This is a genomic window from Telluribacter roseus, from assembly GCF_017355915.2.
Classification (GTDB): domain Bacteria; phylum Bacteroidota; class Bacteroidia; order Cytophagales; family Spirosomataceae; genus Telluribacter.
Genome location: NZ_JAFEUV020000002.1, coordinates 591127 through 607723 on the forward strand (window position 1 = coordinate 591127; position 16597 = coordinate 607723).

At 53.7% G+C, this 16597-nt stretch carries 10 protein-coding genes; 6 read left to right on the forward strand and 4 right to left on the reverse strand.

The annotated features are described in order from the left end of the window. The first annotated feature begins 232 nt into the window (after nucleotides 1-232). The 5 genes from JTN23_RS05730 (at nucleotide 233) to JTN23_RS05750 (ending at nucleotide 11886) form a co-directional block, all read left to right on the forward strand. Nucleotides 233-2464 carry an FUSC family protein gene (locus tag JTN23_RS05730; protein WP_247233008.1) on the forward strand — a complete coding sequence of 744 codons (2232 nt, stop codon included), beginning with the start codon at nucleotides 233-235 and terminating at the stop codon, nucleotides 2462-2464. A gap of 139 nt (nucleotides 2465-2603) precedes the next feature. After that, the gene (locus JTN23_RS05735; RefSeq protein WP_409049432.1) at nucleotides 2604-5414 is read left to right on the forward strand and encodes a M16 family metallopeptidase; all 2811 of its coding nucleotides are present in this window, start codon (nucleotides 2604-2606) and stop codon (nucleotides 5412-5414) included. A gap of 170 nt (nucleotides 5415-5584) precedes the next feature. Then, on the forward strand, nucleotides 5585-5950 hold the full coding sequence (locus tag JTN23_RS05740) for a BlaI/MecI/CopY family transcriptional regulator (protein WP_247233009.1): 366 nt from the start codon (nucleotides 5585-5587) through the stop codon (nucleotides 5948-5950). Nucleotides 5951-5976: 26 nt separating this feature from the next. Next, nucleotides 5977-7914, forward strand: coding sequence for a M56 family metallopeptidase (locus JTN23_RS05745; RefSeq protein WP_247233011.1), 1938 nt, complete (start codon nucleotides 5977-5979; stop codon nucleotides 7912-7914). Between the two features lie 426 nt (nucleotides 7915-8340). Next, nucleotides 8341-11886, forward strand: coding sequence for an SNF2-related protein (locus tag JTN23_RS05750; RefSeq protein WP_247233013.1), 3546 nt, complete (start codon nucleotides 8341-8343; stop codon nucleotides 11884-11886). A gap of 28 nt (nucleotides 11887-11914) precedes the next feature. Here JTN23_RS05750 and JTN23_RS05755 read toward each other — a convergent pair whose 3' ends face one another. Beyond that, nucleotides 11915-12883 carry a hypothetical protein gene (locus JTN23_RS05755; protein WP_247233015.1) on the reverse strand — a complete coding sequence of 323 codons (969 nt, stop codon included), beginning with the start codon at nucleotides 12881-12883 and terminating at the stop codon, nucleotides 11915-11917. Nucleotides 12884-12978: 95 nt separating this feature from the next. Then, entirely contained in the window at nucleotides 12979-13758 is a 780-nt protein-coding gene (locus JTN23_RS05760) for a rhamnogalacturonan acetylesterase (RefSeq protein WP_247233016.1), read from the reverse strand. A 213-nt stretch (nucleotides 13759-13971) separates the two neighbouring features. On the opposite strand from JTN23_RS05760, the gene JTN23_RS05765 reads away from it, so the two are divergent. Continuing rightward, entirely contained in the window at nucleotides 13972-15105 is a 1134-nt protein-coding gene (locus JTN23_RS05765) for a TlpA disulfide reductase family protein (protein WP_247233017.1), read from the forward strand. A gap of 74 nt (nucleotides 15106-15179) precedes the next feature. On the opposite strand, the gene JTN23_RS05770 is transcribed toward JTN23_RS05765, so the two are convergent. Then, nucleotides 15180-15791, reverse strand: coding sequence for an HAD family hydrolase (locus JTN23_RS05770; protein ID WP_247233018.1), 612 nt, complete (start codon nucleotides 15789-15791; stop codon nucleotides 15180-15182). Nucleotides 15792-15939: 148 nt separating this feature from the next. Continuing rightward, entirely contained in the window at nucleotides 15940-16419 is a 480-nt protein-coding gene (locus JTN23_RS05775) for a YehS family protein (protein ID WP_247233019.1), read from the reverse strand. Nucleotides 16420-16597 lie beyond the last annotated feature (178 nt).

Genomic DNA, 16597 nt, shown 5'->3' on the forward strand with positions numbered 1-16597 from the left:
TATACGATAAGGACAGAGTGCTCAGGAGGTGCCATCACTGAACAGACTCTGATATTTTGTTAAAGATTTTAATTTGTATGACAATATTATTAAAAATAATGAAGAAATCTTCTGATTTTGACGCTAAGAAGTTAATTCTGTTCGGCAAAAGTGAGTATTGAGGAGTTATATTAGCAAAATAGAAACCTGTACGCCTTATTTGTAAAGGTTTCAAGGCCGTACCACACCTTACATGACATTACAGAATTACCTGACTTCTGAAGATACCGAGTCTGCTTTCCGATTTACTATCGGAGCTTCTATTCCGTTAGTGATTGCTACCCTGATGGGCTTTCCGGAAGAAGGCATCTTCCTGCTACTGGGGGCTCTCTTTGTGCAAGGAATAGATATTGCCATTGCGCTTCCCAAAAAGGTAGCGCTCATGGCGCTGACGGGCGTACTGTCCGCGCTCATTTTTGTCATTTTTACGCAGGTAGAGCCTTATCCTTTTCTGACCTCCCTGCTGATATTCCTGTTTGTTTTCTCGCTGAGCCTGGTAGCTCCGATTAGCGCTAGCTTCAGCATTGTGTCCCTGCTCATCAGCCTGTCGATCATGATTGGCCTGAGTATGGCTGAAAGTATAGAAAGTACCTCCGAAGCCCTGGAAAGAGCAGGGTACATACTGGCGGGGGTAGGCTGGTACATCCTGTATGCCGTAGTTATGCACTTGCTGCAGCGCCCCCGGCAACTCCGGCGTCGTATCCAGGAGTGTCTGAACCTGACGGCTGACTACTTTGCCTTACAGGCCAAACTTTTTGAACCCAACATTGACCTGCAGGAGGTACTCCTCAACCTTTCTCAGAAGCAGGGGGAAGTTGTGGAAGCGCATCAGCAGATCCGGGAGGTACTCTTGCGTGAGCCTATCAACCTTACCAATCCGGCTACTTACATGGGCCGGGCTACCTTTTTCTTCGCCAACCTGGTTGATATCTTCGAGCTGGCTACGGCGTCCTCGTGGTCTATACATGCCGTGGCGGATCAGCTGCCCGGCACGGATACACTGCCTCTGCTCCGTTCGCTGAATAAGTACGCCGTTAACCGCCTCAGGTACCTAGCCGACCAGTGGCAACGACCTACCAAAGAGGAGAGTAGTACCTCCACGGATAGCGAGGCCAGTCAGGCACTGGCCCGGCTCACGGGCTACTTGGATACCATGAAGGTACAGGCGGCTTCGCATCCCGCCTCGTCGGGTATCTACCGGACCCTGCGGCGGGTGCAGGTGTACAGCGAGCACCAGCTTACCCTGCTGACCCGCATGCAGGAGATCATGGGACGGCAGGTGTCGCCTATTGATATAGAACGAAAACAGCTCCGGCAGTTTGCTGACCGAGAGAATCTGAGTCTGTCGTATCTGAGGGACCATATCAGCCTGAAGTCCGGCTTTTTTCGCTTTGCCCTCCGAACGGCTCTGACGGCGGTAGTGGCCTACTATCTGGCTACTGTATTCCATCTGAGTCACCCTAGCTGGGCCTTGCTGACGGTGCTCGTCATCATGAAGCCAGGGTTCAGCCTGTCCAGACAGAGGCTGTATCAGCGGGTAATAGGTACTTTTTTGGGGGCAGTAGCAGGGCTTGTTCTGTTCTATGTCTTTAAGCCCGGGTACCAGATCAGTATGCTGATCTTTCTGACCTCCATGTTTTTTGCTTTTTCCTTTATCAAGAAGCAATACTGGATCTCTTCCTTATTCTTTACCGTATTTCTCCTGTTCTTTTACCGTTATCTGCACCGAGAGCTCCTGGAAGCGGCCTGGTACCGGCTGCTGGATACCCTGCTGGCGGCAGCTTTGTGCTGGCTGTCTATCCGGTATGTGCTGCCTTACTGGGAGAAGCAGAAGCTCCCTCAGGCCATCAGTAATGCCATCAGGGCCAACAGTGACTTCTTCTCTACTATATTGGCCCAGCTGCATACGGATGGTTTTGACACTACCGGCTATAAGCTGAGTCGTAAGGAAGCCTACGTACAGATGGACAACCTGACCAATATCTACCGGCTCACCAAAACTGAATCCGCCGCGCAAAAAGATTTCCTGAACAACAGCCAGCAGGTAGTACTTTCGGTATACCATCAGTTGTCGGTGCTGGTCAATCTGGGGCTATTCTGCAAGAGGCACCCCACGTACCAGCTGCGCGACCCGGACCTGCAGGAGCACCTTGAGGAGGTCCGGCAGGGCATGAGACGCATAGTTCAGGGACTCATTGGTACGCCACCACCGGCTACAGACAAAAACCTCAGCACCCGGCAGGACGAACTGGTTGACTGGCTGGCCCGGCAGCGCCGGGAGGTAGATCAACTCATGAGTCAGGAAGCGCCTACGGCGCTGTACGCCAGTAAGGTGCATGATCTGTTCTGGGGAGAAGGAGCTTTTGAACTGATGGAGCTACACCGAAAGCTGGAGCGGCTGCTGCGATCGGATACCTTCCGCTGATCATAAATCGGATGGAGGTACTATGTACTTTATTATTTTTAGGAAAAGAAGTATAATGACTGCTTTCCCGGAATGTAACAGTCAAATAGTTTTCACCGTTAACTACACTACTACACAAAACCTAACCTGGATGAATCTTATGAAACGTCTACAATACGGCTGGCTCTGGCTACTGCTGCTGATGCTGGCGGTGCCGGCTCTGGCCCAGGACCTATCCAAACAACCCATTCCCTTTGATCCGCAGGTCAAAGTCGGGAAACTGAAAAATGGCCTTACGTACTATATCCGTAAAAATGCCGAGCCACAGAACCGCGCCGAGCTCCGGCTGGTGATCAAGGCGGGCTCCATTCTGGAAACGGACGCCCAGCAGGGACTGGCGCACTTCATGGAGCACATGAACTTTAACGGTACCAAAAACTTCCCCAAGAATCAGCTCGTAGACTTCCTGCAGAAGACGGGGGTACGCTTCGGGGCTGACCTCAACGCCTACACCAGCTTTGACGAAACCGTATACATGCTTCCCATCCCCACCGACTCGGCCGGACTCCTGGAGCGGGGCCTGCAGGTACTCGAAGACTGGGCGCACAATGCCTTGCTGGAAGCTGACGATATCGATAAGGAGCGCGGGGTGGTACTGGAAGAGTCGCGCCTGGGGCGCGGTGCCCAGCAGCGCATGCGTGACGAGTACTTTCCCATGATCCTGGGTAATTCCCGTTACGCGCAGCGGCTCCCCATCGGGAAAGACAGCATCCTGCAGAACTTCAAGCCCGAAACACTACGGCAATTCTATAAGGACTGGTACCGCCCTGACCTGATGGCTGTGGTGGCCGTGGGTGATTTTGACGCGGCTAAGGTGGAGGCTATGATCAGGGAAAAATTCAGCCGTATTCAAGCTCCCAAGACTCCCAAGAAGCGTAGTGAATATACCATTCCACTGGATGGCTCTACCAAGGTAGCCATCGTAACCGACCCCGAGTACCCACAGAACGTGGTGCAGGTGATCTATAAGCAGCCCGAAATCAAGGACAGGACCCTGCTGGATATGCGTAGCGCTATGGGCCGGTCCCTGTTTAACTCCATGATGGGCGACCGTATGCAGGAACTGACCCAGAACGCCAACCCGCCCTTCCTGGTGGGGTACAGCAGCTACGGCGACTTCCTGAGCAACCTGGATGCTTTCTCGTCCATTGCCCTGGCCAAAGACCCCGGTGGCGTAGAGCGGGCCCTGACGACGCTGCTGGAAGAAAACGCCCGGGTGCAGAAGTTTGGCTTTACGGCTTCGGAGCTGGAGCGGGCCAAGCGCTCGTATCTGAATGAAATTGAGCGCGCCTACCGGGAACGGGATAAGACCAAGTCGGCTAACTACACGCAGGAGTACGTACAGCACTTCCTGGACGGAGAGCCTTCGGTAAGCATCGACTACTACTTTGATTTCGTGAAAAAGCACCTGGAAGGGGTGAAGCTGGAAGAGGTAAATGCGCTCTCCAAGCGGTTTATCACGGACAAAGATCGCGCCGTAGTGATCATGGCACCTACCACCGCCCGGGAAAAGCTCCCGACGGAAGAGCAGGTGAAGCAGATCCTGGCTAGTGCCGGTCAGAATGTAACGGCCTACGTGGATGATGCCGTAGACCAGCCGCTGCTGCCCACCGAGCCCAAGGGATCGAAGGTAGTGAGTGAGAAGAAGCACGCGAAACTAGGCATTACCGAACTAACCCTGGGCAATGGCGTGAAAGTGATGCTGAAGCCTACAGACTTCAAGAACGACCAGATCCTGTTCGATGCTACGGCCAAGGGAGGTACTTCGCTGTACCCCAATGATATCGAAACCGGCCTGTTCGCGGCTTCGCTGATAGGAGCAGGCGGCGTAGGTACGTATAGCCAGACGCAGCTGCAGAAGTACCTGGCGGGTAAGACGGTAAGCGTACGCCCCTACATCAACGAACTCACCGAAGGTATATCCGGCAGCGCCAGCCCCAAGGATCTGGAGTCGGCTCTGCAGCTGGTGTATGCCTACTTTACAGCGCCGCGTAAGGATACGGAGGTAGTTCAGGGTATACTGGCCAATCAGAAGGCTTACCTCGAGAACATGCTCAAGACACCCACGCCCGAGAAGGTATACTCCGATACCCTGACCAGTGTTCTGTCTAACAATCACCCGCGCCGCCGTCCGCTGACCCCCGAGCGTATTGATAAGGTGAATCTGGACCGGGCCATGGAGATCTACCAGGATCGCTTTGCCGATGCTTCTGACTTTGTATTTACCTTTGTAGGAGCCTTCAAGGAGGATGAGATCAGGCCTCTGCTGGAAAAGTACATCGGTGGCCTGCCCGCTACCAACCGCGACGATACCTTTAAGCACCCGGGCATATTCCCTCCCAAGGGCCGTATCGAAAGAACGGTATATAAAGGGTTGGAGCCGAAGAGCCGCGTGACCATGATATTCAGCGGCGAGTACGAGTACAACCCCGAGAATAACGTACAGATCGAGGCTCTGCAGGAGGTACTGCAGATCAAACTCATCGAGGCCCTGCGCGAAGAGGAAGGTGGCGTGTACGGCGTAAGTGTATCCGAAGGTACCGACAAGTTCCCCAGCGGCCGCTATCGCTTCCAGGTCAGCTTTGGCTGCGGTCCCGAAAACGTGGATAAACTGGTAAACCGTACCCTGGAAGAGATCAATAAGATCAAGCAGAAGGGAGCCGATCCGCAGGACATTCAGAAGTTCGTAGCCGAAACCAACCGCAAGACCGAATTAGACCTGCGTACTAACGAGTTCTGGCGGGGCTATATATCCGGCAATCTGTTCTACGGAGATGATCTGGATGAGGTATTTAAGCAACCGGAGCTCCTCAGACAGGTAACTACGGCCAGTACCAAAGCTGCGGCCCAGAAGTACCTCGACGAGTCCAACTACATCAAGGTAGTACTGATGCCGGAGAAGAAGCAGTAGAGAAAGTGCATCAACAAAAAGCCCTGTGACATCTTTGGTCACAGGGCTTTTATATTTCAGGACGGTGCAACATTTCATCTCTATATGAATACCTTATAGAAAATATCAGGCTAGGTATTGCTTCGTACGAAATATTTCCTACCTTTGGTTGAGTGATCAATAGAACAGGTATGGAACCCACAAAATCAGAACTGGAAATACTACAGGTACTATGGAAGCACGGCCCTTCCACGGTACGCTTCGTGAATGATACCCTGAATGAGGAGAAGCGCCAGGTACAGTACTCCTCTACGCTGAAGCTCATGCAGATTATGGCGGAGAAGGGCCTCGTGACCCGCGACGAAAGCAGCATGAAGCACGTATACAGCCCGGCGGAGGAGGAGGACAAAACCAAAAAGAAACTGCTGGACCGCTTTGTGGACTCCATGTACGAGGGCTCCGCCACCAGCCTGGTGATGCAGCTCTTCGGCAACAAGAATACTTCGAAGAAGGAGCTGGACGAAATAAAGGAATTTCTGAAAAAGCTCGATCAGTAAGTAGCCATATCCTATTCCTATTAGCCATGAAAATACACATCATTGATCTGCCTCTTTCCCAGAAACTCATCCAGGCCCTGAGCTGGACGCTGCTCCACTCGCTCTGGCAGGGTCTGGTGCTGGCGGTCCTGACGGGCCTTGTGTTGCTCACGTTGCGGAAGGCCCGGCCCGCGCTACGGTACAATGCGCTGGCGACCCTGCTGGTAGGCTTTATGGTGGTCAGTGCGGGTACCTTCTGGCTGGAATATCGCCAGACCTCCAGTACCATTATCTTTCATTCGCATCAGGAGACGGAGGTAGGCAGCACCGAGATGGTTCAACCCGCTGGTGCAGGAGGTATAAACTGGCTGGATGCTGAGCTGTTGCTGAGTAGGTTGATGGACTTTTGTACCCGGCATGCCTCCCTTATTGTAGCCCTGTGGTTTCTGGTGTTCCTGCTCAAGTCAGTGAAGGCAGCCACCGGACTCTACTACATCCACAGGCTCCGCCACCACGGTATCCATGAAGTACCCGCCGCCTGGGCCGAACGGGTAAGCCTGCTGGCCCAAAAATTAAAAATTAACACAGCCATTAATCTGGTGGAGTCAGAACTGGTCACGGTACCTCAGGTAGCGGGCTTTCTGCGGCCCATCATCCTGGTACCTGCTGGCTTTCTGACCAACTTGCCCTACCAGCAGGTAGAGGTCATTCTGCTGCACGAGCTGGCGCACATCCGCCGCAAGGACTACCTCGTCAACCTGTTCCAGAGCCTGGCCGAGAATATCTACTTCTTCAACCCGGCCGTTCTGTGGCTGTCGTACCTGCTCCGCGAAGAGCGGGAGCACTGCTGCGACGACCTGGCCATAGCCGTAACGCAGAACCGAAAGGGGTTTGTGGAGGCGCTGGTCCAGTTTCAGGAGTACAATCTGACGCAGTCGGCCCACGCGCTGGCCTTTGCGGGCCGTCGCAACCACCTGCTGGACCGGATCAAGCGAATCATTTACAATAACAATAAACCTTTAGAAGCCATGGAAAAAGTATTTGTAACAGCCAGTTTGCTCACCATCGCCGTGCTGTCGGTGGCCTTTTCACCCACTCCTCCGGCCGAGGTACCCCAGCCGGAGATTCCTAAGCCGGTAGTCCGGCCAGTAGTAGCGCCTTCTCCTGCGCTGGCACCATCACCTTCACCTATCCCTGCTCCACCTCCGGCCCCCGCAGCAGTGCCTGTCGTAGTACCCCCGGCCGCACCAGATACTATTACGCCCAGAAAAACAGGTATAAGCACGGGCAAGGTTCTGTCGACCTACCACATGTCATTCAATGGTAAGCGGTACGAGATTGTGGAGCAGAATGGAAAGATAACCGGGTTAAAAATAGATGGTGTTGTCATTCCGGAAGACCAGATTGCGTCGTATAGCTCTGAACTGGCACCTGTAATGGCGGAGGTTCGGGAGCATCAGAAAGAGGCTGAAATACACCGGGCACAGGCCGAAGTCTATCGGCGGGAAGCTGAGGTACACCGCAAGCAAGCGGAAGAGCATCGGGCACAGGCCGATTTGATGCGCCAGGAAGCAGCGGCTATGCGGGAACAGGCACAAAAGCATCGCAGAGAGGCGGAAAGTATGCAGGCTTCACAGGCCGAAGCCCGACGCCACGCCGATGAAGCTCGTCGGGAAGCGGAGGTACATCGTCAGCAGGCGGAGGTACACCGCAGAGAAGCTGAGGAGCACCGGAAAAAAGCCGAGGCGCAGCGGGCTGAATACGAGAAGTTGCAGGGGGAATTTATCAATGACCTGATTCAGGAGGGAGTAATCCAGAGCAAAAAAGACCTTTCGTACCGGTTAAACCAGGACGAACTGGTAGTAAACGGCAAGAAGCAGCCCGAGGCCCTGCACCAGAAAATGAGGGCAAAGTACCTCAAAGAGCTAGGCGTGGAGATGTTCTATCACTGGCAGGGAAAGAGCGGCATTATGTATAGCAAGTAAATAGCAGATTGATTCTTCTATGACTTAGTCCCCGCTTGTCTAGATCAAGTGGGGACTATTGGCTTTAGGGCATGGACTGTGGGGACACAGTCCATGGAGGAAGGTTACCTCTAATAATTCCCGCAGTCGCTCGGCTCCGACGAGCGACCTTTATCCGAAAGTGCCTCCGGCACGTGTTCTAATGATCTACTTATACAGTACAGGCTGGAAGCCTGTTGTATAGTACTCACCCGGTAGAACCGAGCGGGGACCAAGAGTTTATACGTACCTAATGCTCCGTATCATTAACCTAAATGTATTGTGTAACAGTACGAAAATGGAAGATTTTAACTGTCTTTTTATACAGCAAAGAGTAGCAACTCCTCATTTTCCCCACAATCCGTACCTTTGTCAGTTACTCAATAAACTACTTGGTAGCTATACAACATGGCGCGAAAAAAGGCATTCGGACAAACGTGGTGGGGGCAGCAGTGGATTAGTGTGCTGGAAAAGATAGACGAGAGCGGGCGGCTGGCGCGGGGGCGAACCTATGCCAGCGGCGGGGCGGTACTTTCGCTCGAATTTGACAAGAATACTTTTAAAGCTAAGGTACAGGGCACCCGGCCTATTCCCTATAAAACTACATTTAAGATAAAGCCGTTGTCGGCCGCGGATAAAGCCCGGCTGGTCAGCCTTATTACCGAGAACCCACTTTTCCTGACCCAACTGCTCAACCGCCAGCTCCCGGCTGAACTGTACGAAGAAGGGCGCAGCAAAGGGATTTCGCTTTTTCCGGATAGTTGGAGTACCATTGAGTCTTCCTGCACCTGCCCCGACTGGGGCGACCCTTGCAAGCACCGGGCGGCGGTGCTGTACCTGGTCGCCAACGAGATCGACAAGAACCCCTTTCTGGTGTTTGAGCTCCGCAACTTTGACCTGTTCAAGGCGCTGGAAGGACTGGGGGTAGCCTCGGCCGAGCAGAAAGACGTGGAGGTGCCCGACGTAGCCGACCTGCGCCGCCCCTACGAGGGAGGCGAGGAGGTGGAGTTCCGGCCGGAGGAGAGCCTGTACGAGGCGCTGGACTTCTCGGTGCTGCCCGACTGCCGTGAGGGGCTGCTGTCGCTGCTCTCGGAGAATCCGCTCTTTTACAAAGCCGGTGATTTTAAGAAGGTACTAAGTACCTTCTATGTCGACGCTCGGAAGCAGGCCCAGGCCCTGGCGGTGGCCAGCGAGCTGCGCGAGCACGATTACGACAAGGACCTCGACGCCATCGAGAGCGGCGAAATCATCCTGGACGAGGCCATGCTATTCCTGCAGGCCAACTTCCGCGATACTAACGAGCGCCTGGTGTTTCAGTTCAACGAACTTCCGAAGTTCCTGGACTGGCTGCAGCAGGTACCGCCCAGCCAGCTGCCGCAGCTGTCGCCCCTGCTGCGCGGCCTGTACCTCACCAACCGCTTTGCCAGCAAGCTCCTGGAAGTAGGCGGCCTGCTGCCACAGCTTCTGCGGGTACAGCTCAAAAAGGAAAATTATTTTGTACGCTGGATACCGGCCCTCATCAACGAGCAGGTCGCGCAGGTTGCCCGCCAGCTAGAGGTACTGTTGCCAAAGGAGTTTCTCTTTTACAAAATAGGTCGCCACGACATCTACGAGCCCCTGACGAGCGACTGGTTCACCATGCTGTGCTCGCTCTTCCTGACCGAGCGCGTGCGGCAGTTTAACGACCGCTATCACTACAGGGATACCGACATTGACGACCTGTTTTTCCGGCGCGAGTACGCCCGCTTCAGCGGCTTCGACAGCCGCGAGATTCCGGTCACGATTCAGCTCTGGCTCAATAAATTCTTCATCGCCCAGCGCGACTACGTACCGCTCATTCAGGTAGAAGAGCGGGAAGAAAGCGCGGACTTCAGGGTGCAGGTACTGGTCGAGAACAAGGCCGACCCGCTGAAAGCGCCGGTGCCCTTCGCGCTGTTCATGCAGGAGTCCGAATACGCCCCCGTCCGCATGGGCGTACTGCGCGACTTGTCCATGATGGCGGAGCACTTCCCCCAGCTCAACCGCCTCATTGCCTCCCGGGGGGAGGAGGAGCTGGTGTTCAGCGCTGGAGATTTTCCCGAAATCTTACTCAAAATTCTGCCTACGCTCCGGCTGTTTGGCATCCGGATCCTGCTGCCGCGTGCCCTGCAGAAGCTCGTGCGTCCGCAGCTCTCCATGACGCTCGACGGCGAGGAGTCGGGCCGGGTAGCGGCCAGCTCGGTCATTGACCTGGAATCTATGCTGGCGTTTCGATGGGAAGTAGCCATCGGGGAGCAGCACGTGGATACGCGGGAGTTTGTGGACCTGATTGAAAACTACCGCGGCCTGGTCAAAATCAAGGACCAGTACGTGTACCTCGACGAGAAGGAGGTGCGGTCGCTGCTGGACAAGCTCAAAAACCCGCCCAGTGTGGATGCCCAGACGCTGCTGCAGACCGCCCTGACCGAAGAGTACGAGGGGGCGGGCATCCAACTTACTGCCAAAGCCCGCAGGCTCATCCAGCAGCTCACGGCCCCGGAGGCGGTAGGGCTGCCCGAGGGGCTGGACGCCCGCCTGCGCCCTTACCAGCAGCGCGGTTACGAGTGGCTGTACAAGAACGCCCGCGTAGGCTTCGGCAGCCTCATCGCCGACGACATGGGCCTGGGCAAGACGCTGCAGGTCATCGCTACCCTGCTGAAATTTAAGGAAGAAGGCGCTTTCAAAAAGTACAAAGGGTTGGTGGTGGTACCTACCACGCTGCTCACCAACTGGAGCCGCGAGATAGCCCGCTTTGCACCGGGCCTGCGCGCCAGCGTGTACCACGGCCCCGGCCGCAGCCAGGCGGGCTTTATGGAAGCCGATCTGGTGCTGACTACCTACGGCGTGGTACGCAGCGAGCTGGATACCTTTACCAAATCGCCCTGGCCGGTGGTAGTCATTGACGAAGCCCAGAACATCAAGAACCCCACCACCGCCCAGACCAAAGCCATCAAGAAGATAAAGGCGGGTGTGCGCATTGCTATGAGCGGGACGCCCGTCGAAAACCGCCTGAGTGAGTACTGGAGCATCCTGGATTTCGCTAACAAGGGGTACCTGGGCTCGCTGAAGCAGTTTGTCAGTGACTTTGCCATTCCCATCGAAATAGACCGTGACCAGCACCGGCTGGACGTGTTTCGGCGCATGACGGAGCCGTTTATCCTGCGCCGCGTCAAGACGGATAAAAAAATAATTCAGGACCTGCCGGATAAGATAGAGATGGACCAGACCTGTACTCTCACGTCGGAGCAGGCGGCCCTATACCAGAGCGTAGTGGATACAGCCCTGCGGGGCATTGAGGGAGCTAAGGATGGCTTTAACCGCAGCGGGCTGATATTTAAGATGATGACAGCCCTAAAGCAGATTTGCAACCACCCCACGCACTACCTCAAGAAGGGCGAAGTGCACCCGGAGGCCTCGGGCAAGGCCCTGCTCCTGCTGGACCTGGTGCAGCGGCTCCTCGAAAACGGGGAGAAGGCGCTGATCTTTACGCAGTACGAGGAGATGGGTACCCTGCTGCAAACCATGCTGCTCCAGCGGCTGGGGGTGGAGGTACCTTTCCTGCACGGCGGCGTCAGCCGCCCGCAGCGCGACGCCATGGTGGAGGACTTCCAGCAGAACCGCGCCACGCGCCTGCTTCTGCTCTCGCTCAAAGCAGGCGGCACCGGCCTCAACCTGACCGCCGCTAACAACGTCATCCACTACGACCTGTGGTGGAACCCCGCCGTGGAAGCCCAGGCCACCGACCGCGCCTTCCGCATCGGCCAGACCCGCAACGTACTGGTTCACCGCCTGCTGACGGAAGGTACTTTTGAAGAAAAAATCAACCAGCTGATCCAGAGCAAAAAGGAGCTGGCCGACCTGACCGTCGCCAATGGCGAAACCTGGATTGGGGATTTTTCGAATAAAGAACTGAAAGAGCTGGTGCGGCTGGGATGAGTTGTTTCTTCATGAAGATTCAAAAACTTTACCGTCGCCGCGGCTTCTTACCAAACTTCAGAACAAAATCTACGTACGGAATGGCGATGAAGGCATCCATATCAGCGACGGCGGGTATCCAGAGGCCCAGGTCGATGGACGTCTTTTCGCCGAAGAAGCGTACCCCACCCGACAGCAGCGCCAGCGGGTCATTGTCTATACCATTAAGCACAAGCCAGTTTTCGGTCACGAAGCCTACTCTTCGGCCCACCCGTGACATATAAGCCAGATTGACAACCGGAGTGGAAGCTATATCATCATTAGAAAATCCCCAGCCAAGCCCCAGTGTGAAGTTCTTTTCGGTGTTGCCGAAAGTTACGTTGCCGTAGCCAATGCCGAACAGATCAGTGCCAAGCCGGTGGCCGGTGACGTAGCCTCGGTTGTCATAGGTGTTCCGATTGGAGAAGACGCCTACGCCGATCATGCCCGCTCCGAAGGTGACGTTGGAGGTAGAGGGAAAGCTGACCTTGGGCGTAATGAAGAATACCTGCCAGTCGCGGAACGTCGGGTTAAGGACCCATCCGGCACCCATGCTAAACTGATCCGTAACACCTATGGCTACGGAGTTGATAAAGATATAGGCATTCTGGTAGTAGCCTTCGCCTTTGCGGAGTGGCAGGGCCGACGGCGCCCAGAAGTACCGGGTACTGTGCGGATTCTGGAACCAGAACTGCCCGTTGCGGTAGTAGCCCGCTACCTCCCTTTCGATCTTATCGATTTTATCGCGCGTAATGAATAGCTCCCCCAGGTTATCCGTCCTGATCCGGACACCCTCCTCCGTCTCCGACAGGATTACCCCCCGCAGTACCGTACCATCTTTCATGTGCAGCAGGGAGGGCGTAGGCGTTTCCGCCGACTTGACTTGAGTACTATCCTGTGCCTGTACAGTACTACCTGCCAACAGCAGGCTCAGTAAAAGAAACAGGGTAGTAAGGCCGGAGATAAATCGCTTATACATAGGGATGTAGTTTGCAGTAAATGTAGCGAACAACCCATACTTACCCAACCTTCACCCGTAGCTTTTTAGGGAGTGGTAGATCCTCGCTCTATGGCCTATTTCAGGTACTTCTTCAGACTACATTTTTTCAACGTTTTGATGCCCCGGGCTACCAGCTCCGCGTTCAGTTCACCGCCCTGGCGGGAGGTGTGCGTGTCGTCGGCCGGGGTGAAGTACTGCTGCTTGACCAAGGTGGGCGGGGTACGGTCATATTCGGTAGCGACCAGCTCGTACAGGTCTATGAAGTAGGCACCCTTGGACTTTGCTACGGCCTGCGCCCACTGCGGATAGCTGTCTGTGGGGCGCACAATGCGGCCGTTCTCCCACTGGTTACGGGGGATAGGCGAACACACAATCGGGATGGCTCCTTTGGCTTTGGCCTCATCAATGTACTTGCGCAGGTACCAGCCGTACGAGTGTACTACCTCGTGCTTTTTGGTAATAAGGTTGTCGATTTCCTCGGTTTCTTCGCCGATGCCCTTAATGGTACCCCGGGCGCGAAGGGTATCGTTGACGGGACTGGAGTCATTATGCCCAAACTGGATCAGCAGGTAGTCACCCTTCCTGAGCTCAGACAGTACTTTGTCCCAGCGGCCTTCGCTGACAAACGTCCGGCTGGACCGCCCTCCGATGGCGTGGTTGTGGATCTTGATGCGGGTGGTGTCAAAGTGCTCCGGCAGGAAGCTGCCCCAGCCCCACTGGCCGTTTTCGCCCTTGCCCGAGCCGGTCTTGACGGTAGAGTCGCCAATCAGGTACAGGTTTACGGGAGCGGGTTTGGTCAGGGCCAGCGCCAGCAGGGTAAAGATTAGAAGGAGTGATGATAGTTTGAGCTTCATGGTACTAAATAAACTAAAGGGATTGCTCTATATCTAGACGGAAGAAATAGGTACAGTCCTGTACAAGCGGGTAGCATTTACTTGTCTGGTGGGTGTTTCTTGCCATTTTTTAGAAAGATCTATGTACAGGATTGACTCATCTTCTAACTATTAGTACATTGGGCTACGGTCTGATTCACAGGCTTTTTTCTTCATCAAATACACACTCACGCCATGCATGCCACACACCTCAACCTGCCTGGTAATGTACTAAGGCTATCAAGCTTCTTACTGCTAATTTGTCTTTGCGCCTGTTCCGCTCTCGCTCAGTCTCCCCAAGCCTTCACCATTCAGGGGCAACTGGCTCAGCCCCGGAACGGTCAGGTGTATCTGCTTGACAAGGCAGAAAATCAGGTTAGTTCGGCTCCCATTACCGGAAGTACTTTCACCTTGAAAGGGACACAGATGGAGCCTGGTCTGTACAATCTGAAGATTGATGGCGTACCTGATCCATATTCGGTCTTTGTAGAGCCTTCATCCATGCAGGTTAGTATCAAAGATGATGGTAGCTATAAGATAGCTGGCTCTAAGCTACATTCGCAGTGGGAGCAGTATCAGACGGAGATCCTTAATCCGGCCAGGAATCAATTGATAAAGCTTTATCAGGAGCGGGCTGTTGCTCAACAAAAAGGCGATACGGTACTGTTTAATCAATTGATGAAGCAGAATGACTCCGTCAGTATCTCTGTTGGAAGGCGTATGAGAGAAGCGGTAGCGCAGAAACCTTTTACCTTCTTCAACCTATCCCTCCTGAGTAGCGGTGGCTGGGAGGATGACTATGTCAAAACTATGCTTGATGAATTCAGAGGCCAGTTTGCTTCATACCCTACATTCCAGAAAATGGAAAATGGGCTGAAAGAAAAAGCTTTACAACTACAAAAAGTGGCCGTAGGTAATCAGGCCTATAATTTTACGCTACCCGATAGTAGTGGTGCTTTCAAAAGTCTGGAAGAAGTAAGGAAAGCCAAAAAGCTGGTGCTGCTGGACTTCTGGGCGAGCTGGTGTGGGCCTTGTATTGTGGAAATGCCGTCTATAAAAAAGCTATATAGTACCTACGCCAGCCAGGGGCTTGAGATCATCAGCATATCTGTAGATGAAAATCATAAGCAGTGGCTGCAAGGTATTAAAAAGCATACACCGCCGGGACTTCAGGTGGTAGTAGATAAGGAGAATAAAGCCGTACAAGAGTGGTACGTAATGCAGGGGATACCTCAGACGTATCTTATTGATCAGCAGGGGGTAATCAGGGCGCACAGTTTAAGAGGGGAGGAGTTGGCTAACAAGGTAGCAGAGCTGTTAAACAATTAATCTTCAAATCTCTAAACAGGCTACCCCTACTCCTCCTAGGACGTACTTTCGGGATGAGTAGGGGTAGGTTGTAATTATAGTACCTCCATCTCCTGCAACTGCTGCCGAAGCTGCTCCGGCGACTGAAAATGGATAGAAGGTATGCCTAGGGCCTCCGCGGCTTTGATGTTACGGAAATTATCATCTATAAAGACGGCTTCGTTGGGTAGTAGGCTGTACCGGTCCAGCAGAACCTGGTAAAACTGCGGGAAAGGCTTGCGCATCTTTTCTTCACCGCTCACGACCCGGCCATCAAACCAGTGCAGGAAATCGTACCGCTCCAGCGCAATCGGAAATAGCTCGGCACTCCAGTTGGTAAGGGCGTAAAACTTGTACTTGCCGGTATCTTTTAATTCGCGGAATATATCAACCGATCCGTGGATCGGTCCGCCCAGCATTTCGGTCCAGCGGCCATAGTAGGCTTCAATGTGCTCCTTCCACTCGGGGTGTCGGTTTACGAGGTCTTCTGTGGCTTCTTTGATCAGGCGTCCGCCATCCTGTTCCTCATTCCAGTCGGAGGTACATACGTTGTCAAAGAAGTACTTCTTCTTCACCGGATCCACAATGATCTGATCAAATAAATAATTCGGATTCCAGTCGATCAGTACGTTTCCTAAATCAAAAATAATGGCTTTGTAATGGGTCATGCTATAGTAAATCAATGTTCAAAATGGGCAGGCTGGATTTGAGTAGTCTCTCTACTGATGGCTTTCGTACCCAGGCTTGGATTGGCGTTTCAAACGCTAGTATGACAGCGTCCCGATTTGTAATCGGGACGAGCGCAGGGTAGTTTCTCTACTGATCGCTTTCGTCCCCCTTAGGCCGGTATTTCAGCTGCAACCCTACCAGAAAGTTGCGAAGTATCTGGTCCTTACAAGGCTGGTAGTGCGGATTGTTGGGATTGCGAAAAAAAGCGCTGAGTTCATGCTTACTGATCCGAAAGCCCACCAGATCAAATACCTCCAGCATATCCGTATCATTCATGCTCAGGGCAATTTTTAGCTTTCGGAGTACCAGGTTATTATTGGTCTTTTTCTCGGCCTGGGGTTCTTCACCATCTTTCTTGCCGCGCTTATCCACGATAAATCCGTTCAGGAAGTTAGCCAGCCTTACATCCACCAGGCCTTTGTGTTCAGGGTCTTCCTCCTTTTTGAGCCAGTCACTCACCTCAGCCCGGCTGGCATCGTAGCCGCCCAGTTTGAATAGCCGCATCATCTCTTCATCCTTCAGGTCAAAGGCAAAGCGCAGGCGGCGTAGTATGTCGTTGTTATTCATTGCAATGTTATTTTCAGAAACTGATTAGCGCTAAGGTAAAAGGAATTGAACATTTTCTTACCCTTCCAGAGGCTGAACTTGTCTAACCCTGTCAACCCTGCTAACCCCGATTTGCAATCGGGAGTTGGTTCTGTTAGCGTTTTAAACGCGAGTACGACAGCGCCCCGATTGCAAATCG

Excerpts from the sequence above, each read along its gene's own strand:
- JTN23_RS05750 (WP_247233013.1), top strand. The coding sequence starts at position 8,341 with ATGGCGCGAAAAAAGGCATTCGGACAAACGTGGTGGGGGCAGCAGTGG.
- JTN23_RS05755 (WP_247233015.1), bottom strand. The coding sequence starts at position 12,883 with ATGTATAAGCGATTTATCTCCGGCCTTACTACCCTGTTTCTTTTACTG.
- JTN23_RS05770 (WP_247233018.1), bottom strand. The coding sequence starts at position 15,791 with ATGACCCATTACAAAGCCATTATTTTTGATTTAGGAAACGTACTGATC.
- JTN23_RS05760 (WP_247233016.1), bottom strand. The coding sequence starts at position 13,758 with ATGAAGCTCAAACTATCATCACTCCTTCTAATCTTTACCCTGCTGGCG.
- JTN23_RS05735 (WP_409049432.1), top strand. The coding sequence starts at position 2,604 with ATGAAACGTCTACAATACGGCTGGCTCTGGCTACTGCTGCTGATGCTG.
- JTN23_RS05730 (WP_247233008.1), top strand. The coding sequence starts at position 233 with ATGACATTACAGAATTACCTGACTTCTGAAGATACCGAGTCTGCTTTC.
- JTN23_RS05775 (WP_247233019.1), bottom strand. The coding sequence starts at position 16,419 with ATGAATAACAACGACATACTACGCCGCCTGCGCTTTGCCTTTGACCTG.
- JTN23_RS05740 (WP_247233009.1), top strand. The coding sequence starts at position 5,585 with ATGGAACCCACAAAATCAGAACTGGAAATACTACAGGTACTATGGAAG.
- JTN23_RS05765 (WP_247233017.1), top strand. The coding sequence starts at position 13,972 with ATGCATGCCACACACCTCAACCTGCCTGGTAATGTACTAAGGCTATCA.
- JTN23_RS05745 (WP_247233011.1), top strand. The coding sequence starts at position 5,977 with ATGAAAATACACATCATTGATCTGCCTCTTTCCCAGAAACTCATCCAG.